At 51.7% G+C, this 19,395-nt stretch carries 20 protein-coding genes and 4 pseudogenes; 5 read left to right on the forward strand and 19 right to left on the reverse strand.

Going from position 1 to position 19,395, the window contains the following annotated elements:
- Positions 1-52 precede the first annotated feature (52 nt).
- Positions 53-829, reverse strand: a complete 777-nt coding sequence (locus L4G42_RS18185) for an ABC transporter substrate-binding protein (RefSeq protein ID WP_237250855.1) — start codon at positions 827-829, stop codon at positions 53-55.
- A gap of 363 nt (positions 830-1,192) precedes the next feature.
- Here L4G42_RS18185 and L4G42_RS18190 point away from each other — a divergent pair, with 363 nt between their 5' ends.
- The gene (locus L4G42_RS18190; RefSeq protein WP_237250856.1) at positions 1,193-2,866 is read left to right on the forward strand and encodes a cyanophycinase; all 1,674 of its coding nucleotides are present in this window, start codon (positions 1,193-1,195) and stop codon (positions 2,864-2,866) included.
- Between the two features lie 468 nt (positions 2,867-3,334).
- Here L4G42_RS18190 and L4G42_RS26135 read toward each other — a convergent pair whose 3' ends face one another.
- The gene (locus tag L4G42_RS26135) at positions 3,335-3,499 is read right to left on the reverse strand and encodes a type 2 periplasmic-binding domain-containing protein (RefSeq protein ID WP_336885867.1); all 165 of its coding nucleotides are present in this window, start codon (positions 3,497-3,499) and stop codon (positions 3,335-3,337) included.
- A gap of 211 nt (positions 3,500-3,710) precedes the next feature.
- Between L4G42_RS26135 and L4G42_RS18200 the strand changes: the two are divergent.
- Positions 3,711-3,872 (forward strand): annotated as a pseudogene (locus L4G42_RS18200) (helix-turn-helix domain-containing protein); the annotation flags it as partial.
- A gap of 452 nt (positions 3,873-4,324) precedes the next feature.
- Positions 4,325-5,011, forward strand: a complete 687-nt coding sequence (locus tag L4G42_RS18205) for a glutathione S-transferase family protein (RefSeq protein ID WP_237250859.1) — start codon at positions 4,325-4,327, stop codon at positions 5,009-5,011.
- 379 nt (positions 5,012-5,390) lie between these two features.
- Here the strand turns inward: L4G42_RS18205 and L4G42_RS18210 are convergent.
- From L4G42_RS18210 to L4G42_RS18285, 17 genes and pseudogenes are all read right to left on the reverse strand, one after another.
- Positions 5,391-5,915, reverse strand: a pseudogene (locus tag L4G42_RS18210) (FAD-dependent oxidoreductase); the annotation flags it as partial.
- 244 nt (positions 5,916-6,159) lie between these two features.
- On the reverse strand, positions 6,160-6,795 hold the full coding sequence (gene rclC / locus L4G42_RS18215) for a reactive chlorine resistance membrane protein RclC (RefSeq protein WP_237260991.1): 636 nt from the start codon (positions 6,793-6,795) through the stop codon (positions 6,160-6,162).
- A 63-nt stretch (positions 6,796-6,858) separates the two neighbouring features.
- The gene (gene grxC, locus L4G42_RS18220) at positions 6,859-7,122 is read right to left on the reverse strand and encodes a glutaredoxin 3 (protein ID WP_237250861.1); all 264 of its coding nucleotides are present in this window, start codon (positions 7,120-7,122) and stop codon (positions 6,859-6,861) included.
- A gap of 101 nt (positions 7,123-7,223) precedes the next feature.
- The gene (locus L4G42_RS18225; protein ID WP_237250862.1) at positions 7,224-7,472 is read right to left on the reverse strand and encodes a DUF2790 domain-containing protein; all 249 of its coding nucleotides are present in this window, start codon (positions 7,470-7,472) and stop codon (positions 7,224-7,226) included.
- A 203-nt stretch (positions 7,473-7,675) separates the two neighbouring features.
- Positions 7,676-8,029, reverse strand: coding sequence for a cyanate hydratase (locus L4G42_RS18230; RefSeq protein ID WP_237250863.1), 354 nt, complete (start codon positions 8,027-8,029; stop codon positions 7,676-7,678).
- 199 nt (positions 8,030-8,228) lie between these two features.
- The gene (locus L4G42_RS18235) at positions 8,229-9,176 is read right to left on the reverse strand and encodes a LysR family transcriptional regulator (RefSeq protein ID WP_237251036.1); all 948 of its coding nucleotides are present in this window, start codon (positions 9,174-9,176) and stop codon (positions 8,229-8,231) included.
- 417 nt (positions 9,177-9,593) lie between these two features.
- Complete coding sequence (locus tag L4G42_RS18240) at positions 9,594-9,965, reverse strand: response regulator transcription factor (RefSeq protein ID WP_237250864.1); 372 nt, start codon at positions 9,963-9,965, stop codon at positions 9,594-9,596.
- A 116-nt stretch (positions 9,966-10,081) separates the two neighbouring features.
- Positions 10,082-10,732, reverse strand: a complete 651-nt coding sequence (locus L4G42_RS18245) for a response regulator transcription factor (protein WP_237250865.1) — start codon at positions 10,730-10,732, stop codon at positions 10,082-10,084.
- Positions 10,729-12,570, reverse strand: a pseudogene (locus tag L4G42_RS18250) (PAS domain-containing sensor histidine kinase). Before L4G42_RS18250 ends, L4G42_RS18245 begins: the two are co-directional and overlap by 4 nt.
- Positions 12,571-12,760: 190 nt before the next feature.
- Positions 12,761-13,366 carry a lecithin retinol acyltransferase family protein gene (locus tag L4G42_RS18255; RefSeq protein WP_237250867.1) on the reverse strand — a complete coding sequence of 202 codons (606 nt, stop codon included), beginning with the start codon at positions 13,364-13,366 and terminating at the stop codon, positions 12,761-12,763.
- A 259-nt stretch (positions 13,367-13,625) separates the two neighbouring features.
- Positions 13,626-13,805, reverse strand: a pseudogene (locus L4G42_RS26400) (acyl-CoA dehydrogenase family protein); the annotation flags it as partial.
- A 62-nt stretch (positions 13,806-13,867) separates the two neighbouring features.
- Entirely contained in the window at positions 13,868-14,089 is a 222-nt protein-coding gene (locus tag L4G42_RS26405) for a hypothetical protein (RefSeq protein ID WP_419789383.1), read from the reverse strand.
- Between the two features lie 107 nt (positions 14,090-14,196).
- Positions 14,197-15,588, reverse strand: a complete 1,392-nt coding sequence (locus tag L4G42_RS18265) for an MFS transporter (protein ID WP_237250868.1) — start codon at positions 15,586-15,588, stop codon at positions 14,197-14,199.
- 57 nt (positions 15,589-15,645) lie between these two features.
- On the reverse strand, positions 15,646-16,305 hold the full coding sequence (locus L4G42_RS18270) for a carbonic anhydrase (protein WP_237250869.1): 660 nt from the start codon (positions 16,303-16,305) through the stop codon (positions 15,646-15,648).
- A gap of 39 nt (positions 16,306-16,344) precedes the next feature.
- On the reverse strand, positions 16,345-16,593 hold the full coding sequence (locus L4G42_RS18275; protein WP_237250870.1) for a DUF2790 domain-containing protein: 249 nt from the start codon (positions 16,591-16,593) through the stop codon (positions 16,345-16,347).
- 98 nt (positions 16,594-16,691) lie between these two features.
- A complete protein-coding gene (cynS, locus tag L4G42_RS18280) occupies positions 16,692-17,159 on the reverse strand; it encodes a cyanase (RefSeq protein ID WP_237250871.1) in 468 nt (155 codons plus the stop codon).
- A gap of 187 nt (positions 17,160-17,346) precedes the next feature.
- Positions 17,347-17,724, reverse strand: a complete 378-nt coding sequence (locus tag L4G42_RS18285) for a LysR family transcriptional regulator (RefSeq protein ID WP_237259458.1) — start codon at positions 17,722-17,724, stop codon at positions 17,347-17,349.
- 776 nt (positions 17,725-18,500) lie between these two features.
- Between L4G42_RS18285 and L4G42_RS18290 the strand changes: the two genes are divergently transcribed.
- Positions 18,501-18,848 (forward strand): metalloregulator ArsR/SmtB family transcription factor, encoded by a 348-nt coding sequence (locus tag L4G42_RS18290; protein ID WP_237250873.1) that lies wholly within the window; start codon positions 18,501-18,503, stop codon positions 18,846-18,848.
- Positions 18,849-18,923: 75 nt separating this feature from the next.
- Entirely contained in the window at positions 18,924-19,394 is a 471-nt protein-coding gene (locus L4G42_RS18295; protein ID WP_237250874.1) for an arsenate reductase ArsC, read from the forward strand.
- Position 19,395 lies beyond the last annotated feature (1 nt).

Consider the following 19,395-nt stretch of genomic DNA (forward strand, 5'->3'; position numbering starts at 1 on the left):
TTCCTGAAAAGGACTAGCGGGAGTCGCCGTCTAGCGCCTCCCGCGGACGTGATCAGCCGCCGTAAATGTCATAGCTGAAGTACTTGCTCTGGATTTTCTGGTAGGTACCGTCTGCGCGAACGGCATCGATAGCCGCGTTGAGCTTTTCAGCGGTTGCAGAGTCGCCTTTGCGTACCGCGATACCCGCGCCGTTGCCGAAATATTTGCCGTCGGTGAAGTCCGGTCCTACTAATGCGAAACCCTTGCCTGCGTCGGTTTTGATGAAGCCTTCATCAATGTTGACAATGTCGGCAAGGGTGGCGTCCAGGCGTCCTGACGCCAGGTCCAGGAACGCTTCACTCTGGGAGCCGTAGCGCACGACTTCAATACCCGCTGCGGCGAATTTATCACTGGCATAGCGATCATAGGTTGACGCTCGCTGAACGCCCACTCGTTTTCCTTTGAGGTCTACCAGCGGGTCGTTGACGACGGTGCCGGCCTTCATCGCCAGTTTGCCAGGCGTGTGATAGTACTTTTTGCTGAAATCGACCGATTTAAGCCGATCGGGTGTGATCGACATGGAGGAGAGGACGGCGTCGATCTTTCGAACCTTCAGCGATGGAATCAGTCCGTCGAACTGCTGCTCAGTCCATACACATTTGACCGCCATTTTCTCGCACAGCGCATTCCCGATGTCGTAGTCGAAACCGGTGATCGCCCCCTCTGCTGTCTTGGACGCAAAGGGGGGGTAGGCGGCTTCGATACCGATGCGAAGTGTCTGTTCTTCCGCCATCGCGAATGCGCTCAGGCCGGTTAACGCAATGGCGCTGAGGAGAGTGGTTTTTTTCATGGTGGTACTCCTTGCATCGGGTATCAGGTGGGTGACGTTTTGGCACCGACGACGGTTTAGCCAGTCGACGCGCCACCAGTAAATGAAACGAATATTTCCATAAAAAGTAAAGCAGGAAAATTATAAACTCATTGAGGCCCTGGTGGGAATTTAGAGTTAACTTGTTAAGCGATTGATAATAAAGACAAAAAAACAATATCACCGCACGCAAACGGTCTTTTTTTCGCGTTGGTGGATCTTGAGTCGTGTACTTTTGCGGCGTATAAGATTTCACTAATGCAAAAGATGAAAATAAGTTTTCAAGCTGGCGACATGAGGGCGTAGAGGTCGTCGATGTTCTTCCCAACAAAAAGAGCAATGCGGATGAGCAAAATAATGAGAAAAAACACGCTGGTCGCAATGATGATTGCTTCAACAACGACCTCAGTTATGGCCGAGGGGCATTTGCTCGCGGTGGGAGGGATGCTGAGGGCGAGCAACTTGCCCGTGTATCACAAGTTTGTTGATCTTGGGGGTGGCCCTGCTGCGGCAAAAATCGTGATCATGCCCACGGCGAGTGGCAGCTTAAGTTCCAGCAAACGTTTTCAAGCTGAGCTTCTGGCTTTAGGTTTACCGGCTTCTCACGTCACCATTGCCTCGATTGACAGCAAAAATTATACGCAGACCATGAACGATGCTGACGCGGTCAGCCCTATCACGCAGGCAAGTGCCGTATGGTTTGTAGGAGGCGATCAGGCACGAATCGCCAAGGCTTTGATTAACGCTGATGGTAGCGACTCGCTGGCGATGCAAGCGGTTCGCAAAGTGTATGAACAAGGTGGAGTCATTGGTGGCACCAGCGCTGGCGCCAGCATTCTCGGCGCGCAAATGCCCACCGCGTATGGGGTTGTCATGGATACTCTGGATTTTGGTGTTGCGAAGTCCGCTGGGCAGCGTGGCGTGGCGTTACTCAAAGGATCGGGCTTGTTCACTGCCGGAATAATTGATCAGCACTTGGATCAGCTGGAAGAAACCAGCACCGGGCGCACGGCGCGCATGGCGAGTTATCTTATCGGCGGGCAGAGGATGAAAGGCTTCGGACTCGACACCAATACTGCCATGTGGGTGAAGCCTGGTGGCCAGATTGAGGTCATAGGCGAGGGTTACCTGACGATAATGGATGCCAGTCATGCGACCAAACAGTTCGGGGTATATGGCACTGAGTTGCATAATGTACGTCTCGCGATGTTGGGCGATGGTGACCGGTACGATCTTTCTACCGATGCTATATCGCCGGCAGAAGGCAAAGAAATCATTAAAGCTGGCGATCAGTACTTGATAGGTAACCAGTTGATCACTGACTTGTCAGCAGTGGCTGCGATGCGTCGGGCAGTGCTTTATGGCCTGGCGGACAACACGGCGACTCGCCAGGTGGGTTTGATGACTAGGTACAATCCTCTCAACGGCTACCACTACGGCTACCGGTTCGAATTTTCTAAAACCCCGGACTTTGTCGCGCACAGTAAAAGCTATGACTCATTGACCAATTACTCGGCTCAGGGCGTCCGGCTTGACGTAACTCCTGTTGATGCCTGGTTGAAGCCTGCTCAAAAAAATGTGCCCATTGACGTCCTTGAAAGTCCGGAATTCGCTGCGGTACGCGCTGTTGTTTTTCGTGGGCTGATGACTTGCAACGAGTCCAATGCCTTCGAGCCTGACCGTGCCATCACCCGGGGTGAGTTGGCCAACACGTCGCAGATGGCATTGGCTGGCGAGATGAAGGTCGACAAGCGTCCTGTGTTTATTGATCTGCCAGCGGACTCACCGTTACTGAATCAAGCCGAAATTGTCGTCTCTAACGGATGGATGAAAAGCGGACCAGAGTTTCAGGCGAGCAGACCGGTCAGCAGCGCAGAGTGGGCTGAAGCTGGCAAGGTTTTGATTGCTCAAGGGCGAAACACGACATTAATACTCAACCCGCCTGAGGGTACGACCGTGCGTCGAGATGAAGTGGCTCATCTAGTGGCTAGTGTTTTTGAGCTAGATAGACAACTCTGAAAAATTATTCAGCTGAAAGTTGCTAGCCATGTCCGCTGAGTGAATAGATTTATGCCTCTCGACGAAATTGAGAATGACGTCTTAACTGAATTTATCTGTCGAGAGGATCGGGGCCTTGCTTTAAAGGTGCGAGATGGATAAGTCATTTAAGGTGTTGGCTCGTGAAAAAAACCAGTGCTGGTTTTTATTCGATTATTCACTCCGCGTTTAAAGCAGGATTCATGTCGGAGGTCAGAGAAAGATCTTGGGCATTTGATCATCCGTCGCTGAGCCAGCGAGGTGTTTTTATCAGGTGCTGGGCGGGCTATGTCATTATTTCACAGGAGCCAATTCTGCGACAATAAGATCCATCAGCAACCGAACCCTTCTTGGCAACATCTGAGTATGCGGATACACGATATGGAGTGCGGTTGTACCGGCTGTATATTCCGGTAATAGCTCAATCAAACGACCGGCATCCAGATCTGCTCACACATCCCATATGGATTTCAGGCAGATCCCGTACCCTGCCAGACACCACTGCCTTACCAGACCTCCATCGTTGGCAACTCGCCGCCCGTGAACGACCACACGGTGTTCTGTGCCGTTTTTGGCAAATGACCACTCGCGCGATATGTTTTTCCCGAAGCGCATCACCAAACACTCATGTCGCGTTAAGTCTTCAGGGTTGAGGGGTAGCCCATTCACTGCCAATAGTCCGGTGACGCGCAAACAACTCTTCGGTTTTCACCAATAGATCTCGCGTGCAGTGTACTGTCTGTCAACGTCCCATAACGTATCGAAAAATCCACACCCTCAGCCGAGGGGTCTATATAACCGTCGTTCCGGTAGACCCAGTCTCGCGGTGGCGGCCCGCCGTTTCAACGTTTCTGGCCCTGCTGCTGTTCGAGCGGTTGGGCGACTGGAGGCTCGTCCAGGCGAGTCATTGTTGCAGCGAAGTGCGCAGGGGGTTGTGTTGACCAGAGCGGGGGAAGCGTTCATGGCTGATTGCTCCCACAACCTACAATAAATCGAGATAGCAGAGGCGTCGGCAAAGGGACTGCATATTGAAGCCTAGGCAATCACCAATGGATCCAAAGCGCAGTCCGCCGTTTCGACGGGTGAAATATTGGATTCCGTTTTTTGGGTGTTCGCTCCGCTGTTTTTAAAGCGGAATATAGTCTCAAGCGCCTATAGAAAATCACGCGAAGCCGCGGAGGCTCCCCCGGATGAAAAGCGTACTTATGCTGCTTGCTGTCGAATCATCACATCGAGTGGACTTGGGACAGCTACCGAGGTCGCCTTTCAATTGTTAAAGCAATTAACGAGTGCTGAGAACGCCACATTACCCGGCAGAAAATCCGCTTCGCTTCGCCTGGGCCTGAGTGGTGCGACACTCCTCAAGCGCCTCGAATACATCGCAGAAATTTCTCGGCTATCCGATTCAGTTTTGCGTCATTTCATCCAGAGGGCAAGGCAATGACCAAAGATCCCAGCGCCGTGGATTATTATTACTGGCCGACTGCGAATGGTCAGAAGGTTGCTATTTTTCTGGAGGAATCAGGTCGTCCCTATACAATCCACCCCATCAATATTACCAAGGGAGAGCAATTTACAGCCGAGTACACGCGCATTTCGCCAGACCAGCGCATACCTGCACTGGTGGACAGCGAAGCAGGTGTATCGGTCTTTGAGTCTGGTGCAATTTTGCTGTATCTGGCTCAGCGCCGCCGCCAATTTCTACCACAAGAGGTAAAAGGCGCAGCTGAAGTCCTTCAGTGGTTGTTTTGGCAGGCCGCAAGCCTAGGCCCGATATTGGGCCAGACGGTTTTTTTCCTACACTATGCGTTAGAGAGGTCACCGCTGGCGGAAGCCCGATTTAGTAAGGAAACCGAGCGCTTATACAGGGTGCTTGAGAAGCAACTATCCGAACGACCGTACGTTGCGGGTGAGTACTCGATCGCCGATATGGCGATTTATCCCTGGGTCTTTATCCACGGTAAACAGGGGATAACCCTTTCGGATTACCCTCATATTGTGGCCTGGATGAATAAAGTAGGGGAGCGACCTGCGGTTATTCGGGCTTACGAAAAAGGGGAAGATATTCGCCCATCGTCCCAAGCCGAAGAGGAGAGGAGAAAGCTCAATGGCCTTCCTCCGCTGTGAGGCCTGCATTCAATAATTTGATCGCTTTGAAATTAATATCGGCGCTATTTATTTCAGGAAGAAACTCGTGTAGCGCCCCACTCGGAGCGTGTGTGATGACTTGGAATATTGTCGTTATACCTGCGCCCGCCGGCATCATCAGTGTGCTATTGGGCCTATCGATTGTTGCTCACGCGGAATCCACTCCTGGTGCAGACGCGGGAGCATCGCCTGTGTTTGGCGTCCCCTTCCAGAAGGCTATCGCGATTGGCAGTTTGTCAGCATTGCTCATGAAGAAGGTGAGAAGCCCGACATCCGCGTTATCATTGGGAAATGACATAGCTATGAAGGCTTACAGGGAAGGGACTCTCCCATTTCCAGATGGCACGATCATCGCAAGAAACTCGACGTCGATATAACCTTCATCAACCACCAGTACCCGCCTAGGTAGCTGCTTAAGAAATAACGCCTCATTGGACGCGATCGCGTGCTCCCGCCCTGGATGTCGGCCACCTGCGGCCAGCCACCGGTCGCAATCAAGGTTTCTTAGCGCTATAGCGCTTACCGATGATTTGCAGATGATGGGCATCGGTAAGCCGCGCGTGAGCTTCGACCAGAGTGACACCTCTGTTACTCAGCAGCTTGCGATAGATGCCGTTGAGTCTTCCGATCTCACGATTTTTGTTAGCACTTAGAGTTTTCCAATCGAACTACGTTCTCATGTACTCCAATCAAAGCCTTTGATCTGTTCAAACTCGTCTGAAAAGTGGGCACCGTACATAAGCATTTTTTTTTTCGGTACGCAACCCACATTTACACACGTGCTACCTAGGTAGCGGCTTTCAGCAACCGCCACTTTGGCTCCAAAATCCCCGGAAAACCGCGCCGCCCGCTCGCCGCCCGAGCCTGCACCTATAACAAACAGATCGTGTTGTCGAACATTTCGGAACTCCTAGAACGGTGAACTCTGAACAAGGCCTCGAATGAGTACATCGCTTCAGTTTCCCGTTCTAAAAGGGTTAGCGAAGGAGCAAAAATCTGATGGCTCCATTCAGTTGAATGAAACAATCACGCGGGGGCAGGAACCTGCGGCCCCGCCGATCTGCACAACAGGCACGATGGGTCATCTATCTACCATCGAAGTGCCTGGGGTTGGCCAGGACGCCTTGTTATGGCAAGCCGATCCATTGTTGCGTTGGCTCTTTTGACGCAGGGCATCTGCTGACCTTCGTCGTCGGGCTCAAGAGCTTGCGGGCCGAGTCCGCGATCATTACTACCGCTCCTGCAAGCATCAATACATCTTTGAGCACCAGCCTCCCTCCACCGGATAGGTAAGGAAAACCGTATTGGGCATCACCAATATTCGACACCCAAGCTTCGGGAGTTGTGATCAAAAACGACAGCGTTACAAGAGGTGTCAGGAGGGCGAGTATTGCACCCACCATGCCCAACCGGCGTGAGAAGGCGTAGGTGAGGACCATCAGGCCGATTAGAATTTCAACAGTACCGAGGCCGTCTGAAAACGCGTAGGTATGGTTCTGCGTTTGCCATGCGCGTTTCGCAGGGTCGAGTTGACCTTCGTGAGTAAGGTGTTCTTCGTATTCGGTTGGATGTTCATAGAAGAACGACATAACCGGACTGTTAGCCACAAATGGGGTGATGCTATCCGCTTCGTACGGGGCAAATTTCAACGCCCCAATCCAAATGAATATGATGGCAACAGCGATCCTAATCAGGTGAACACCCAAGCTATCAAGCTTGCTGGCTTTCTGAAGCGCGGATTGTAGAGAGGACGGGTAACTCATGGCTAAAATCCTTTGGTGAGAGGTAGTGTTAGATTGAATTCAAACGATTGGATATTGAGGTCCTCAGTACGCCACGCGCGAGTTGAGCGCCTCTTTCAGTCCGCTTTCCTCCTCTAATTGAGCCAGATCGTCGTATCCACCGACGTGCCAGTTACCGAAGAAAATCTGCGGTACAGTCCGGCGCCCGCTGCGATTGATCATCTCGACTCGCTTTTCTACTGACGTCACTTCGATCTCGTTAAATTGGATTCCTTTTTTGGCAAGCAAGCGTCTTGCGGCTTGGCAGTAGGGGCAGGTGGCGGTGGCGTACAGGGTGACAGTAAGCATATTTTTAACTCCGGTAGTGTGTGAATTGAACTGCGATTTATACAGCGTCGGCATTGATGGCCCACGACGGGATGACAATGCCTGGTAGTGATAATTGGTATTTAGTTGGAGCAGCCGATCAGCATTACGATGCGCCCAGGAATATGAATTTTGCCCTCAGCGCCTTTGCAGGTTATTTCTGCCAGGGTAGGCCCCCAATCATCCGCTATCGGGTAAATGTCCACCCCCTTGGAGATGTCCAGGTACAGTCCATCACTGTAAAAAACAACAGCAGGTGATGCAGCGGCTTGTTGTGCGCAAGCCGACAGCGAAGCGATAAAAAACATGGCGGGGAACAGAATCCTTTTCATGGGAATAATCTCCAGTGATAGGGGGTCGTTAATGCCTTTTATAAGAATTTAAGGTAGCCCCACGGATAAAACACAGGCGAATCGCATAAACAATTACAGTTTCAAAGATGGACTGTTAAGCGACGGCTCACAGTCAGGTGTATGCAGACTCTGTAGAATGCCTGCTGCATGTTTCGTATTAACGTTAAAGTTAACCGATTTAATTATCCCGCGACATGCTCGTCAGCGAGCGCTTTCAGCGTGCAGCGGCAAATCTGGATCGTTACGTCTAGACGGTTGATGTATGGCTCGCGGGGTACTCCACCAAGGCGGCCGCTCAAAGGTATGACTTGCAGGAGCGCCACCATCTCTGCATGCAACTCTAATTTCTCGCCAATCAACTTGGCCGCCTTTTCGGGGAGGGGTTGCTGACCGAGCAATGCTGCGGTCACGTCGGCCAAACCCAGCCCGGTGCCTTCCGCTAAATCTTGCCAAGACAGCCTTTTGCTGGTTTTGGCGTGGAGGATTTCAGTAATCAGAGCGATGCTAACTTCGTTGTAAACGCGAGATTGTTTCATTACGTTAACTCCAATAAAGTCTCTCGATCAGTATCGTTAATCAGCATCGCTCAGGTAATTACCAATCAATATCCAGTGTGTCGATAACGATCCAGGATCGGTATGCAATCCGTAGTATTGGTTTTGCCTATGGGCGTGCATCAGGTCTCTATTTATAATTAAAATGTATAGGCGTTATTTGTTGTAAGACGTTTGGTTATTATGCAGCTACTTTTCTAGGGCTTATTTCGCTGATGGAGCCACTCCTATCAGACAGATGATGGCAGACTCGGGAACGGAGCCAGCGCTCTCCCGGGTCGTTGTCCAGGGTTCCACTCCAGGCCAGCGACAGCTCAAGGGCGGGAATACTCATTGGAACGGGATCCATCCGTAACCCGCCCTGTTTTGTCATGGCTGATGCAACGTACTCCGGTACGACTGCAATCATGTCCGTGTCTTCAAGAAGTGTTTTGAGGGCACTGTATTGGGGAACAGCCAACACGACTTGGCGCTGCCGCCCCATAGTGTTCAATGTCCGGTCTATGGTGTCGGTTAATTCGCCATTGAGAGAGACAGAAACATGGGGGCGATTGCAGTACTCGTCCAAGTCGAAGGCTCCAGAGATCGAACGGGAACTCAGTACGGTCGGGTAGATACTGCGAAGAAACTTGCGTTTTGCGTTGGCTGGAAGCTCGCGGCTGTGACAGACACCAAGCGATACTTCTCCAGTGGAAAGTTGATCGGACATCATCGAGTGATCGGTACGGCGCACCACAAAACTTACGCCTGGAGCCTCCATGCGCAGTTGACGCAGCATCCCTGGCAGCAACGAATATTCAACATCATCCGAAAGGCCAATCCGGAACACGGCATTGCTGGTCAGAGGATCAAACTCGCTGACGTTGCTGAGCGCTACCACCATGTTGTCCAAGGCAGGAGTGAGGCTTTGAAGAATTTTAAACGCTCGGCTCGTCGGCTCCATCGACCTGCCCATGCGGATAAAGAGCGGGTCATTGAAGTATTGACGAAGTCGATTCAAAGAAGCACTGATGGAAGGCTGCCCGAGAAACAGTTTTTCACCGGCGCGGGTTAGGTTGCGTTCGTGCATCAACGTTTCGAATACGATCAGAAGGCTGAAGTCGATTTTTCGAAGATCATTCCTGTTCATCATCATCACCGTTTGGGCTATGAGCCGCAACATGCGAAAAATTAATACAAGCTGAGCCTTTGCATACTGACAACTGGCACTCAACGTTGTTGAGTCATTGAGCAGTAAGTAGGCCCGAACTCAAACCGAAGTTTCTGAATGCCTAGTTTGAGTCTGAAGCGCTTTGTTCGATGGCTTGATTTTAGAATAGGGCTTCCGGTGTTTATAAACACTTCTACATAAGATCGACATTTTTAGCGCCTGAGTGGTAGTCGCTAATACAGAAGTATGTGTATGAAGGTGGTGGAAATGTCATGAGCTTGGGAAGTGGTTCACTGGCAACGTTAGGTTTTAGGGGTAAAGAGGGGTAGGAAGGAGCTGAAAGGAATAGCGTCAACAGGGGTGACAGGGAGAGGACTGGCGCAATGTCAGGTAGGTTCAGCCTCTGGTGAAAATTTGCTCGATGCAGTCAATGATCACTTGGCCATCGAATGGCTTGCTAAGGAAAGAGACCGCTCCAGCCGCGGTCGCACGATTGCGCACGGACTCTTCCGGGTAAGCAGTGATGAAGATGATCGGAATAGTCTGTCCATCGCTGGCCAGCTGGCCCTGGAGATCCAGACCGGTCATTCCAGGCATCTGAAAATCAGTGATCAGGCAGTCAGTCTCGCTGCGCTCTGCGGAGGCAAGAAAATCTTCGGCACATGAGAAAAGACATGACTCATAGCCCATCGAGCGCACAAGACTACTCAACGCTATGCGACCCGATTCGTCGTCGTCGACAATGGAAATGATGGGGGTTTTATTCACTGGGTATCGCCCTAAATCCGGCCGGTAGCAAAATTGAGTGGGAACCGCACTCGTCGTCTGCTACCACTTTAGGGACGTATTCCATTTAAGGAAATAACACACAGGTATTACTAAGCTCAGCGTTTCACGCCAATTCCCAGTGCTTCCGCCATCCGAACCAGGTCTGCAAAGGATTTCGCCTGCATCTTTTTCATCGCGTGACCACGATGAATTTTCACGGTCACTTCACTCAAACAAATCTCGCTCGCGATTTGCTTGTTCATTAACCCCCTGACTGCGTAGGCCATTACCTCTCGCTCACGGGGGGTCAAAGACCTGTAGCACGCATTCATCTCGGAATCCTGTTTGTCGTTTTCCCTACGTTTAGCATCGGTTCTTAGGGCTGCTGACACCGCGTCTAGGAGATCCTGATCGCGGAAGGGTTTGACAAGAAAATCCACCGCGCCGGCCTTCATCGCTTTGACGGTCATGGCGATGTCGCCATGTCCTGTGATGAAGATGATGGGCACATTATTGTTCGCATCAAGCAATTGCCGTTGGAAATCCAAGCCACTGGATCCCTGAAGGCGTACATCAAGCACCAGGCAACATGGAGCTTGCGGATCTGGTCGCAGCAGGAACTCCGCCGCGGTGGCGAAGGTTTCCACTCTAACGTCCGTTGAGCGAAAAAGGCTGCTCAGTGCGATGCGTACGGCCTCTTCGTCATCAACCACGAAAACGATGGGCCCATTGTCGGTTGTCGTTTCGGACGCAGTATCTTGGCTCACACTTGCTCCTTCTGGGTGACTGGTAAGGACAAATAGAACGTGGCGCCTTCTCCCTGATCAGACGTGGCCCATATGCGCCCACCATGGGCTTCGATAATTGATTTGCAAATCGAGAGTCCCATTCCCATACCTTCGGCCTTGGTGGTGTAGAAGGCTTCGAACAATTTCTACATCTGATCCGACGTAATTCCCGGGCCATTGTCCGTAATCGCAACGAGCACCTCGCCCATTGCTGAGTTTTTTAGGCTCAACCGTAACGTTCGATTTTTTGTTTTGGCGTTGATCATTGCCTGCATGGCATTCATCAGTAAATTGATGATGACCTGCTGTAACTGTACTCGGTCGCCGTCGACCTCGGCAGCCTCGTTGAGATGGCTAAGGTCTAGCACAATTTTGTTCCGTTTGAGTTCTCTCTCGACCAGGGCTATGGACTCATCAATGATTTCAATAAAATTGAGCGTAACGTTTTGTGGCTGTGCTTTTCGGGACATTGCTCGGATACGTCGTATGACTTCGCTTGCCCTATTAGTTTCACTCACCATGCGTTCAATCGCGCCGCGCACCTCGCCTATGTCAGGCACGTCTCGATTCAACCACCGCAACCCGGCGGTACCATTGGTCGTGACGGCGGCCAACGGCTGATTGACCTCATGGGCGATGGATGCAGCAAGCTCTCCAAGGGTGGCAACCCGAGTGACGTGAGCCAATTCGGCTTGTGATCGATGCAGTGCTTCCTCCGACGTTTTGGCGTCAGTAACGTCCATCAGCGCACCGATATATTCGAAATCGTCCGGTCCATCTTCCATTAACTGCGCTAGCATCTGCAGATGCTTGACGCGTCCGTCGGCCATCAAAAGTCGATACTCTGCGTTTATCCGAGATTCTTTCTGGTAGGCATGCTTGATCGCGTCTTTAACCAGATGGAGGTCATCTGGATGGGTTCGACTCAAGACGCTGGTCAGCATGGGTTGCTCGTCGATATCGAATTCAAATATGCGCCGTGCTTCATCCGACCAGTACATTTCACCGCTTGGGATTTTGAGACCAATGCTTCCTGTTCGACTGAGCCACTGTGCTCCTGCAAGGAACGCTTCGCTGCGTTTCAGAGCGTCTATTGCCTGCTTTCGCGCGGATATATCGTTATGGGTCGCAAGAATTGCTATGGGCTCGTCATTCTCCCCGCGCGATAACGAACATCGGCTTACAACGGTCACGCATGCCCCATCTCGACAGTGTTCGATTACCTCTCCCTCCCAGTGACCCGTTTCTAAAAGCGAGGTCATCACCTCGTCCCAGGATGTCGTTATCTGGGGCGCCAAGAGGGCGCGGAAATCTTGACCTATGGCTTGCTCTCTAGACCAGCCGTACAGGGCTTCGGCGCCGGCACTCCACGTAGAGATGATGTGGTTCATGTCGCGTACGATGATCGCGTCATGCGTTTGCGCAAGCAATCGCACCTGTTCCTGCAATTCATCACTGAAGGCTTCGTTTTTGAGCGCTAGAAGAGTCGTGATGCCAATCGCTGAAAGGCTGACCAATAGTCGCGCAAAACTATCGTCATAAAAATCAAGACCATGTTGTGAGACAAATGCAATCAGCGTCAATCCGATACAAAACAGAGAAACGAGGATAACGCCTTTTTTGGGGAATATATTGACGGAAATCAGAATCACCGCCACGTAGAGCACCGCTATGGCGACATGGAATGAACTGGCGAGGTCGACGAGGAAAATGGTGCTTGAAAGCGCTATTGCGCCTAAGCGTTGAAGCTGCAAAGAAGAAAGAAGGGTGCGGGGGTACGTTCCAGTAATTTGCTTGGGTTCCGTAATGATTTTCATGGATCAATTGGCCTACCAGGTCTGCAATTCGATACCTACAATAAACCCAATATTAGTCGGTAAAACTGGGGCAGGCAAAACCGTTCGCCGGCGTAAAGCCGAGTCAAAGCGCAATAAAATAGGCGTTTTGACCGTGATAATTCAGTGGAGCGAAAGAGTCCCCAGTTTGACGTGGAGTTCGATTCTTTCACTATGCGACCAGACCCGATTCCCGGGCGAAAACCTGACCTATTAGCCGAAAAGGGAAGTGCAGGAACTCAACGACTTGAGCACTGTGACTGGTGCCCGTAATGCACCAACTACAAAAGTGCTCACAATTGTTGGAGAAAACTTTGTACTGGGACTCGCCAATTCTGGAGCGTGCACGCACGACGATTTCATCGTTTGTAAAAGCCGCTTGTTCTTGATAGAACCAAGTGGACCTGCCATTGGCAAAACGTTTCAAGTCGGTGACTTCGATAGGACCGGCTCTCAGTGACCCGCTTAATCCTGAATAGTGTGCAACTTTACCGTTTCCAAGATAGATGCCGTGATGGACATAGAATTTGCGTGGACTGACCAGGTGGGATCCTGCTGGTATCCATTCGATGTCTTGACCAATCAACCTAAAGCGGGCATCAGTGCTTGCGTTGTTTTGCGAGCAACCGTTACCGGACATGCCAATACGCAATTCGGTTCCAATGTGTTGACTGTTCAAGCAAGACACAAGGCTCACGTCAACGAGAGCAGATCTAAAGATCGTAAGCGACCGAAGCGATGACAACCTTTTGGCGATGTTCCTAATCAGCATGTTCATGACGAAATCCTCCGAAACCTTAGGAAAAAGAATATCTTCCAGGGGCCGGAAACACATTCGTACATAGGGCTTATCCAGGTAGTCAGAAAATATACGGGTCTAATACTTCGGTATGGCATGAGTGAGATTTTGGTGTGGATCCGAAGCGCTGTCTGACGTATCAAGGTTGATGAAGCACCCAAGCTTCAATCACGGCATATCAGCACATCCGTTGCTGATTTATCAGAAGACGCGACGATTGAGGAACAATTCACTGTTACTACCGTTGCAGCTGAGCGCGAAGCTGAACCAGCGTCGGGGTAACAACTGGCATAAACGCTAATTCACGCCAACGACGGGCGAATCAGATCCCATGTTCATCCAGATAGGCTTTGTCACCGCTCGCTTGCAGTTCCAATTGCACAGCGTTAGCCGCTGCCTCAGCAAAGGATATCCGTATAACCTTTCGCGCAATGCAAAATTTGAGCTTTGCAGCACACATTCGATAAATGTGCGCTGACCCTAAATGACAAAAGCTGCCGTCAGTGAATGGCTGGCAACAGCGGCTAAAATTTCCGCCGAGTCCGCCAGGTTTTTACCGCTGCCGCCCAAAAAAGGACTTATTCCAACACGTAAAACGTTAGCTCTCGCCAGTTGTGACAAAACCTCTTGTGGATCACTGGATCCCGAGTCAAGTCCCTCCGCGTGCGTGTCCAGCCATTGGATTAATGCCAGGTTGAGCATTTGGATTCTCCGAGAACACAGACTGCGTTCTACCTATGGGGCGTAAAATTATTGCCCCCCGTCAGACCTGTCCATGGGGCTCATCGTGCGACGACGGCGATCGTTGATCAAGTTCGTACCGCGACCACCCGCCCGAAACTTGCGACGCTTGCAGCTCCCGCAAATGCAGCAGCAGCCCACAGTGCGAATATTGCTCCGTGTTCGCTCGACAACATGAAGCAGTAGGCAACCAAAGCCGCCCCGGTGGATTGTCCGATGAGCCGAGAAGTAGCAACCATTCCACTAGCGCTACCAGCACGCTGAGGTGGAGCGCTACCCATAAAACCTTTGAGGTTAGGCGCTTGGAAAAACCCAAATCCAACCCCGCACATAGCCATGCGCCAACTGATATTGATTGTGGACGGGGCATCAGGCATCAGCACCAACGCGAGTAGTCCAGCTGCTAATATCGCAAGGCCGATTCCTCCTAAAGCACCAGGTGAATAGTGATCGCTCAATCTGCCAGCAATAGGGGCCATGATTGCGACCATCACTGCCCAAGGAGTCATCAGAAATCCTGTTTCAACGGGTGATCGACCAAGTGTGGAAAAGAAGTAAAAAGGCAGGGCAACAAATGCCAGCCCCTGAGCCGCAAAGGTGCATACGGACGTTACGACTGAAAGCGTGAACATGGGCCGGCGTAGCAAGTCGATTGGCAGCATTGGCGCTTTATGGTCTGCCTGCCGATGCAGGAGCAACGCGAAAAACAATGCTGCGCCGACCAACTCCAGCAGCAGCGTTGTCACGTTGGCTTGATGGGCCGCGTCCCCGAAAAGCAATATCAACAGACTGAATGCCACTACGTTGTATAGGGCGGTCAAGCCATCGAATTTGTGCGTTGCACGGTGAGTGGCAGGCAGTACTTTACGACCGAGGAAAAATGCAACGAGGCCAAGCGGAACGTTAATTGCGAAGAGCCATGGCCAACTGGCGACTGACAAAATAAGGGATGACATGGTCGGCCCTATCGCAAAAGCGACAGCGACCACGAGAGCGTTGGTGCCGTAGCCTCGCCCCAACATTTTTGTTGGATAGATGGCTTTCAGCATGGCGGTATTCACGCCCATAACAGCACTCGCTCCGACCCCCTGGAGAAGACGAGCGGTGACCAGTGATGGCAATGACCAAGCAAGTGCGCAGCCTAAGGAAGCAATCGTGAATAAAAGCAGTCCAAAAAGAAGAACTCTGCGATAGCGAATGATTTCACCAAGGGCAGCGAACGGTAATAGCGTCGCTACCATCGCCAGTTGGTAGACGTTGATGATCCAGACTGATGACGCGGGTGTTGTGTTCAATTGCTCTGCAATAGCTGGCAAAGCTACGTTGGCTATCGCCGTGTCAAGGGATGCCATGGCAACACCAATGGCGAGAGAAAATACGGCAAGACGGCGGGCGTTTTCAGGCAACCCATCGGCGGTAGCGAGGACACTTTCCGCACCCAATGTTGTTTCTCTGGACATGCTGGCTCCGATATCTAAGTTTGGTACCTGGGTGTGTGCCTCAAATTTGAGAATAGTTTATGCCGTGGCTTGGGCGCGCGCAGGCACAGCACAGGTAGTAGGGTGCTTTACCAAAGATGTGAAGGTGCGGTTGTCGGCATCCAGAGCGTCTATCGATCCGGCTTCGATGTCGTATACCCAGCCATGCAAATTCAGCAGGCCTTTTTCCTGAGCCAAACGCACACTTGGGTGGGTCTGGATGTTGGCCAGTTGGGCAATGACGTTCTCACGAACCATCGAACTGACCTTGGCCGCTTCACTGGCGTGAGGCCGAGATTCGTTGATGACTCTCGCCGACTCGGCATGCTGCAGCCAGCCAGCGACGGCAGGCAGATGGTCCATGCATTTGCAGCTGGCAACGGCTGTCATGGCGCCGCAATCCGAGTGTCCGCAGATCACGATGTCGGTTACACCCAACACAGCAACGGCGTACTCGATCGTGGCTGATACCCCACCAGATTGCGGGCTGTAGGAGGGCACAATGTTGCCTGCGTTGCGAATGACGAACAGCTCACCGGGCTCTTGCTGCATCAGCAATTCGGGTACGACACGGCTGTCAGAGCAACTGATGAACAAAGTGCCTGGATGCTGTGTAGTGGCCAGGTGCTTGAACAGGTCAGTTCGTTCTGGAAACACTTCATTTTGAAATTTCAAAAAACCTTCAATTAGTGCCTTCATGAGTTGCTCCTGCCAAAGTGGGTGAATTAAAGGTGATGATTAATTGGTGCAGCCGCCACCAATGATGCTGTATTCCAATGCATGCGTTTGCCCTTGAGAATCTTGGTACGTCATTTGTACGGGTGTCGGGGCGCATACAGGTGCCGCTTCGGTAATGTGGATTACTTTGGCGATATCCAAATGCATGCCATATTTATAATGAACGACGTCTGTCGTGGTGGCGACATCTTGTGCAAATGCCGAAAAAGAGGCTGTCAGCGATAATGCGAGAAGCAGAATATTTTTCATGGTGAATCCTCCAATCTTTGGTGAGGAGTAGACGCTGACTAAAAAGTTTGAAGCAGGCCCGCAAGGCTGCGGGCCCAATTACGATTTCATTTGCATCCTTAGAAAGGGCGCAGTGGCAGGAACTTGCCGTCGAGCGTGATGACAGCACGATGACCCCCTTCTGGGTCTTCAACTTTCTTCATGTTCAGCTTGAAGTTGATCGCGCTGATGATGCCGTCGCCGAATTGTTCGTGAACCAGAGCTTTGAGTGTGGTGCCGTAGATCTGAATCATTTCGTAGAAGCGATAAACCGTTGGATCCGTCGGAACGCCATTCAGACTGCCGCGCAGTGGGATGATTTGCAGACGAGCTACCGCGTCGGCATCCAGGTCCAGTTTTTCGCCGATCACTTTGGCGGCGGCTTCAGGTAGCGAGTGCTGACCGAGCAGAGCTGCGGTGACGTATGCCAAGCCTAGGCCGGTGCCTTCTGCCATGTCCTCAAAAGACAGCTTTTTGCGAGCTTTAGCGTCCAGGATTTTGGCGGTCAGTTCGAGGCTGGTGTCTTTGTAAGCGTGGGACTGTGTCATGGTGTTTCTCCTATCGGATTACGAGGTTTGAGTGGCTGGCGGGTGTTGCGTTTTGTGTGTGGCGATCTTCGGCCGTTTGCTTGATAGCGTCCAAGACCGATAGGCAATGCTGTGCATTAGCCCTTCCTATAGATGTGTTTGAAGGGTTCAGAGCCTTGCGTTTAAGGTGTCGTCCGCCGAGGTGTTCTTATTTCACATAAAATGATGGGTGACTTGAGTCGAAGGCAGCGTTAGCCAAGTTACCTGAAAAGCCAGTTTTAAAAAAAGGTGAACGGGTCTCTGGGTCAAAGTCGCCGGCGTTGCGCAATACTGCCGCCATGGTGTCTATCACTGGCGTCAGGTTTTGCAGTATTTCTGTTGCTTTGATTGTAGGCTCCAAGGTCTTGCCCAATCGAACAAAGAGTGGATCATCGAAAAGTTGACGCAGTCGGCTAACGGCAACACCTATCGCTGATTGACACATAAACAGTTTCTCGCCAGCGAGAGTGAGGTTGTGCTCTTGCATCAATGTTTCGAAAATGATTAAAAGGCTAAAGTCGACTTTGCGAAGATCGTATCGGGTCATTCTTATCACCGTGGGCCGATAAAGTGTTGTTCGTTAGTTGATGCAATTTTTAATCTTGCGTTTATGGCCGTCCTGCTCGTTAACGGTTTCTACGTAGGGGGGCACACGGAAGTAGCTCTTGCTAGTTATGGCCCAGATCGCTACCCAGTCATCTTGATTGCTGCCTTGGATCTAGAGTGCAATGTTTGGCATAAATCTGCACTTCTACGTAAGTCCGCATTGTTTAGTGCGTGAGTGCCGTCGACTAATACCGAGGTATGTCATTCGTCATGAGGGAGTATTAGAAAATGCTTCGGATGACTCCCAATCCTCAGCCATTGGTAGAAATAGCGCCGAGGAAGGGGAGGAGGGAGGCGAGCAACAGTGGATAAGATCCATCAAGCGCTTTAGGAATATGTGTATGCGGGGTGTCAAGGGGCGGAAGCTTGCCCGCAAAAAGTTTCGCTTGAAGGGAAATGCAGAAGACCGGCTTGCGCCAGAGGGAACCCGTTAGGTGCTGGAGGGAGGGGTGGCGATCACGTGTTCAATTTGCTGTTAGCGCTCAATTGATCACCGATGTTTTCTTGAAAATGCTCTAGGAGAAAATCTATGAATACTCGGGTTTTGGCTGGTAGTGCTTTTCTTGCAGGGGCTCCAGGCTAAGGCGCCCTTCCGCCAGAGCAGCGACGTACATCGGCCCTTCTACCAACGCCTTCGGAATTAAGTCGCAACGGCAGACTTGCGTTAAGTATATGGAAATCCGTATATTCGGTTATCCATATGCAGCAGTATCTCCCATGCTCACTCCACCTGAAGTATTTAAAAGTCTGGCCGATGAGACTCGCGCCCGCGCCACATTGCTGATCGCCAGCCAAGGCGAACTCTGTGTTTGCGAACTGATGTTTGCTCTCGAAGACAGCCAGCCGAAGATCAGCCGTCACCTCGCCCAACTGCGCACCAGCGGTGTGTTGCTGGACCGCCGCCAAGGGCAGTGGGTTTATTACCGCCTGAATCCGCACCTTCCCGCGTGGGTTGGAGAGATGTTGCAGATAACGCTGAACGCCAACGCCGAGTGGCTGCAACACAACGCGCACCGCCTGCTGAACATGGAGGGGCGGCCCTTGCGGGAAGTTTCGTGTTGCTGACGTTTCGCCGCTCACCTACGGTGTTCGGGCAGTACGTTTCAACTATCTACATCGCGAACGCAAAAGGAGCAGTCAATGCGAGTCCTATTCATGTGCACGGCCAATAGCTGCCGTAGCATCCTTTCGGAAGCCATGTTCAATCACCTTGCGCCGCAAGGGTTTGAGGCAGTGAGCTCCGGAAGCTTTCCCAAAGGACAGGTGTTGCCGCGTAGCCTCACCACGCTTCAGCAAGCCGGTATTGCCACAGACGGTTTGAGCAGCAAGGGTAACGAAGCCTTCGAGGGCAACCTGCCAGATATCGTCATTACTGTATGCGATAAAGCGGCGAACGAGAGCTGCCCGGTGTATTTTGGCCCGGCGCTCAAATCCCATTGGGGCCTGGAAGATCCATCCGTCGTGAAGGGTGATGAAGCGACAGTTGACGCAGCTTTCCGCGCAACGCTCACACGGATCGAGGAACGCTGCAGAGCGTTTATCGCGCTCCCTTTCAGCACCCTCAGTCGGGACGAGCTCAAGCGCGAGCTTGATCGAATCGGCGGTCTTTGAC

The sequence above is a fragment of the Pseudomonas petrae genome (genome assembly GCF_021728295.1).
GTDB lineage: Bacteria > Pseudomonadota > Gammaproteobacteria > Pseudomonadales > Pseudomonadaceae > Aquipseudomonas > Aquipseudomonas petrae.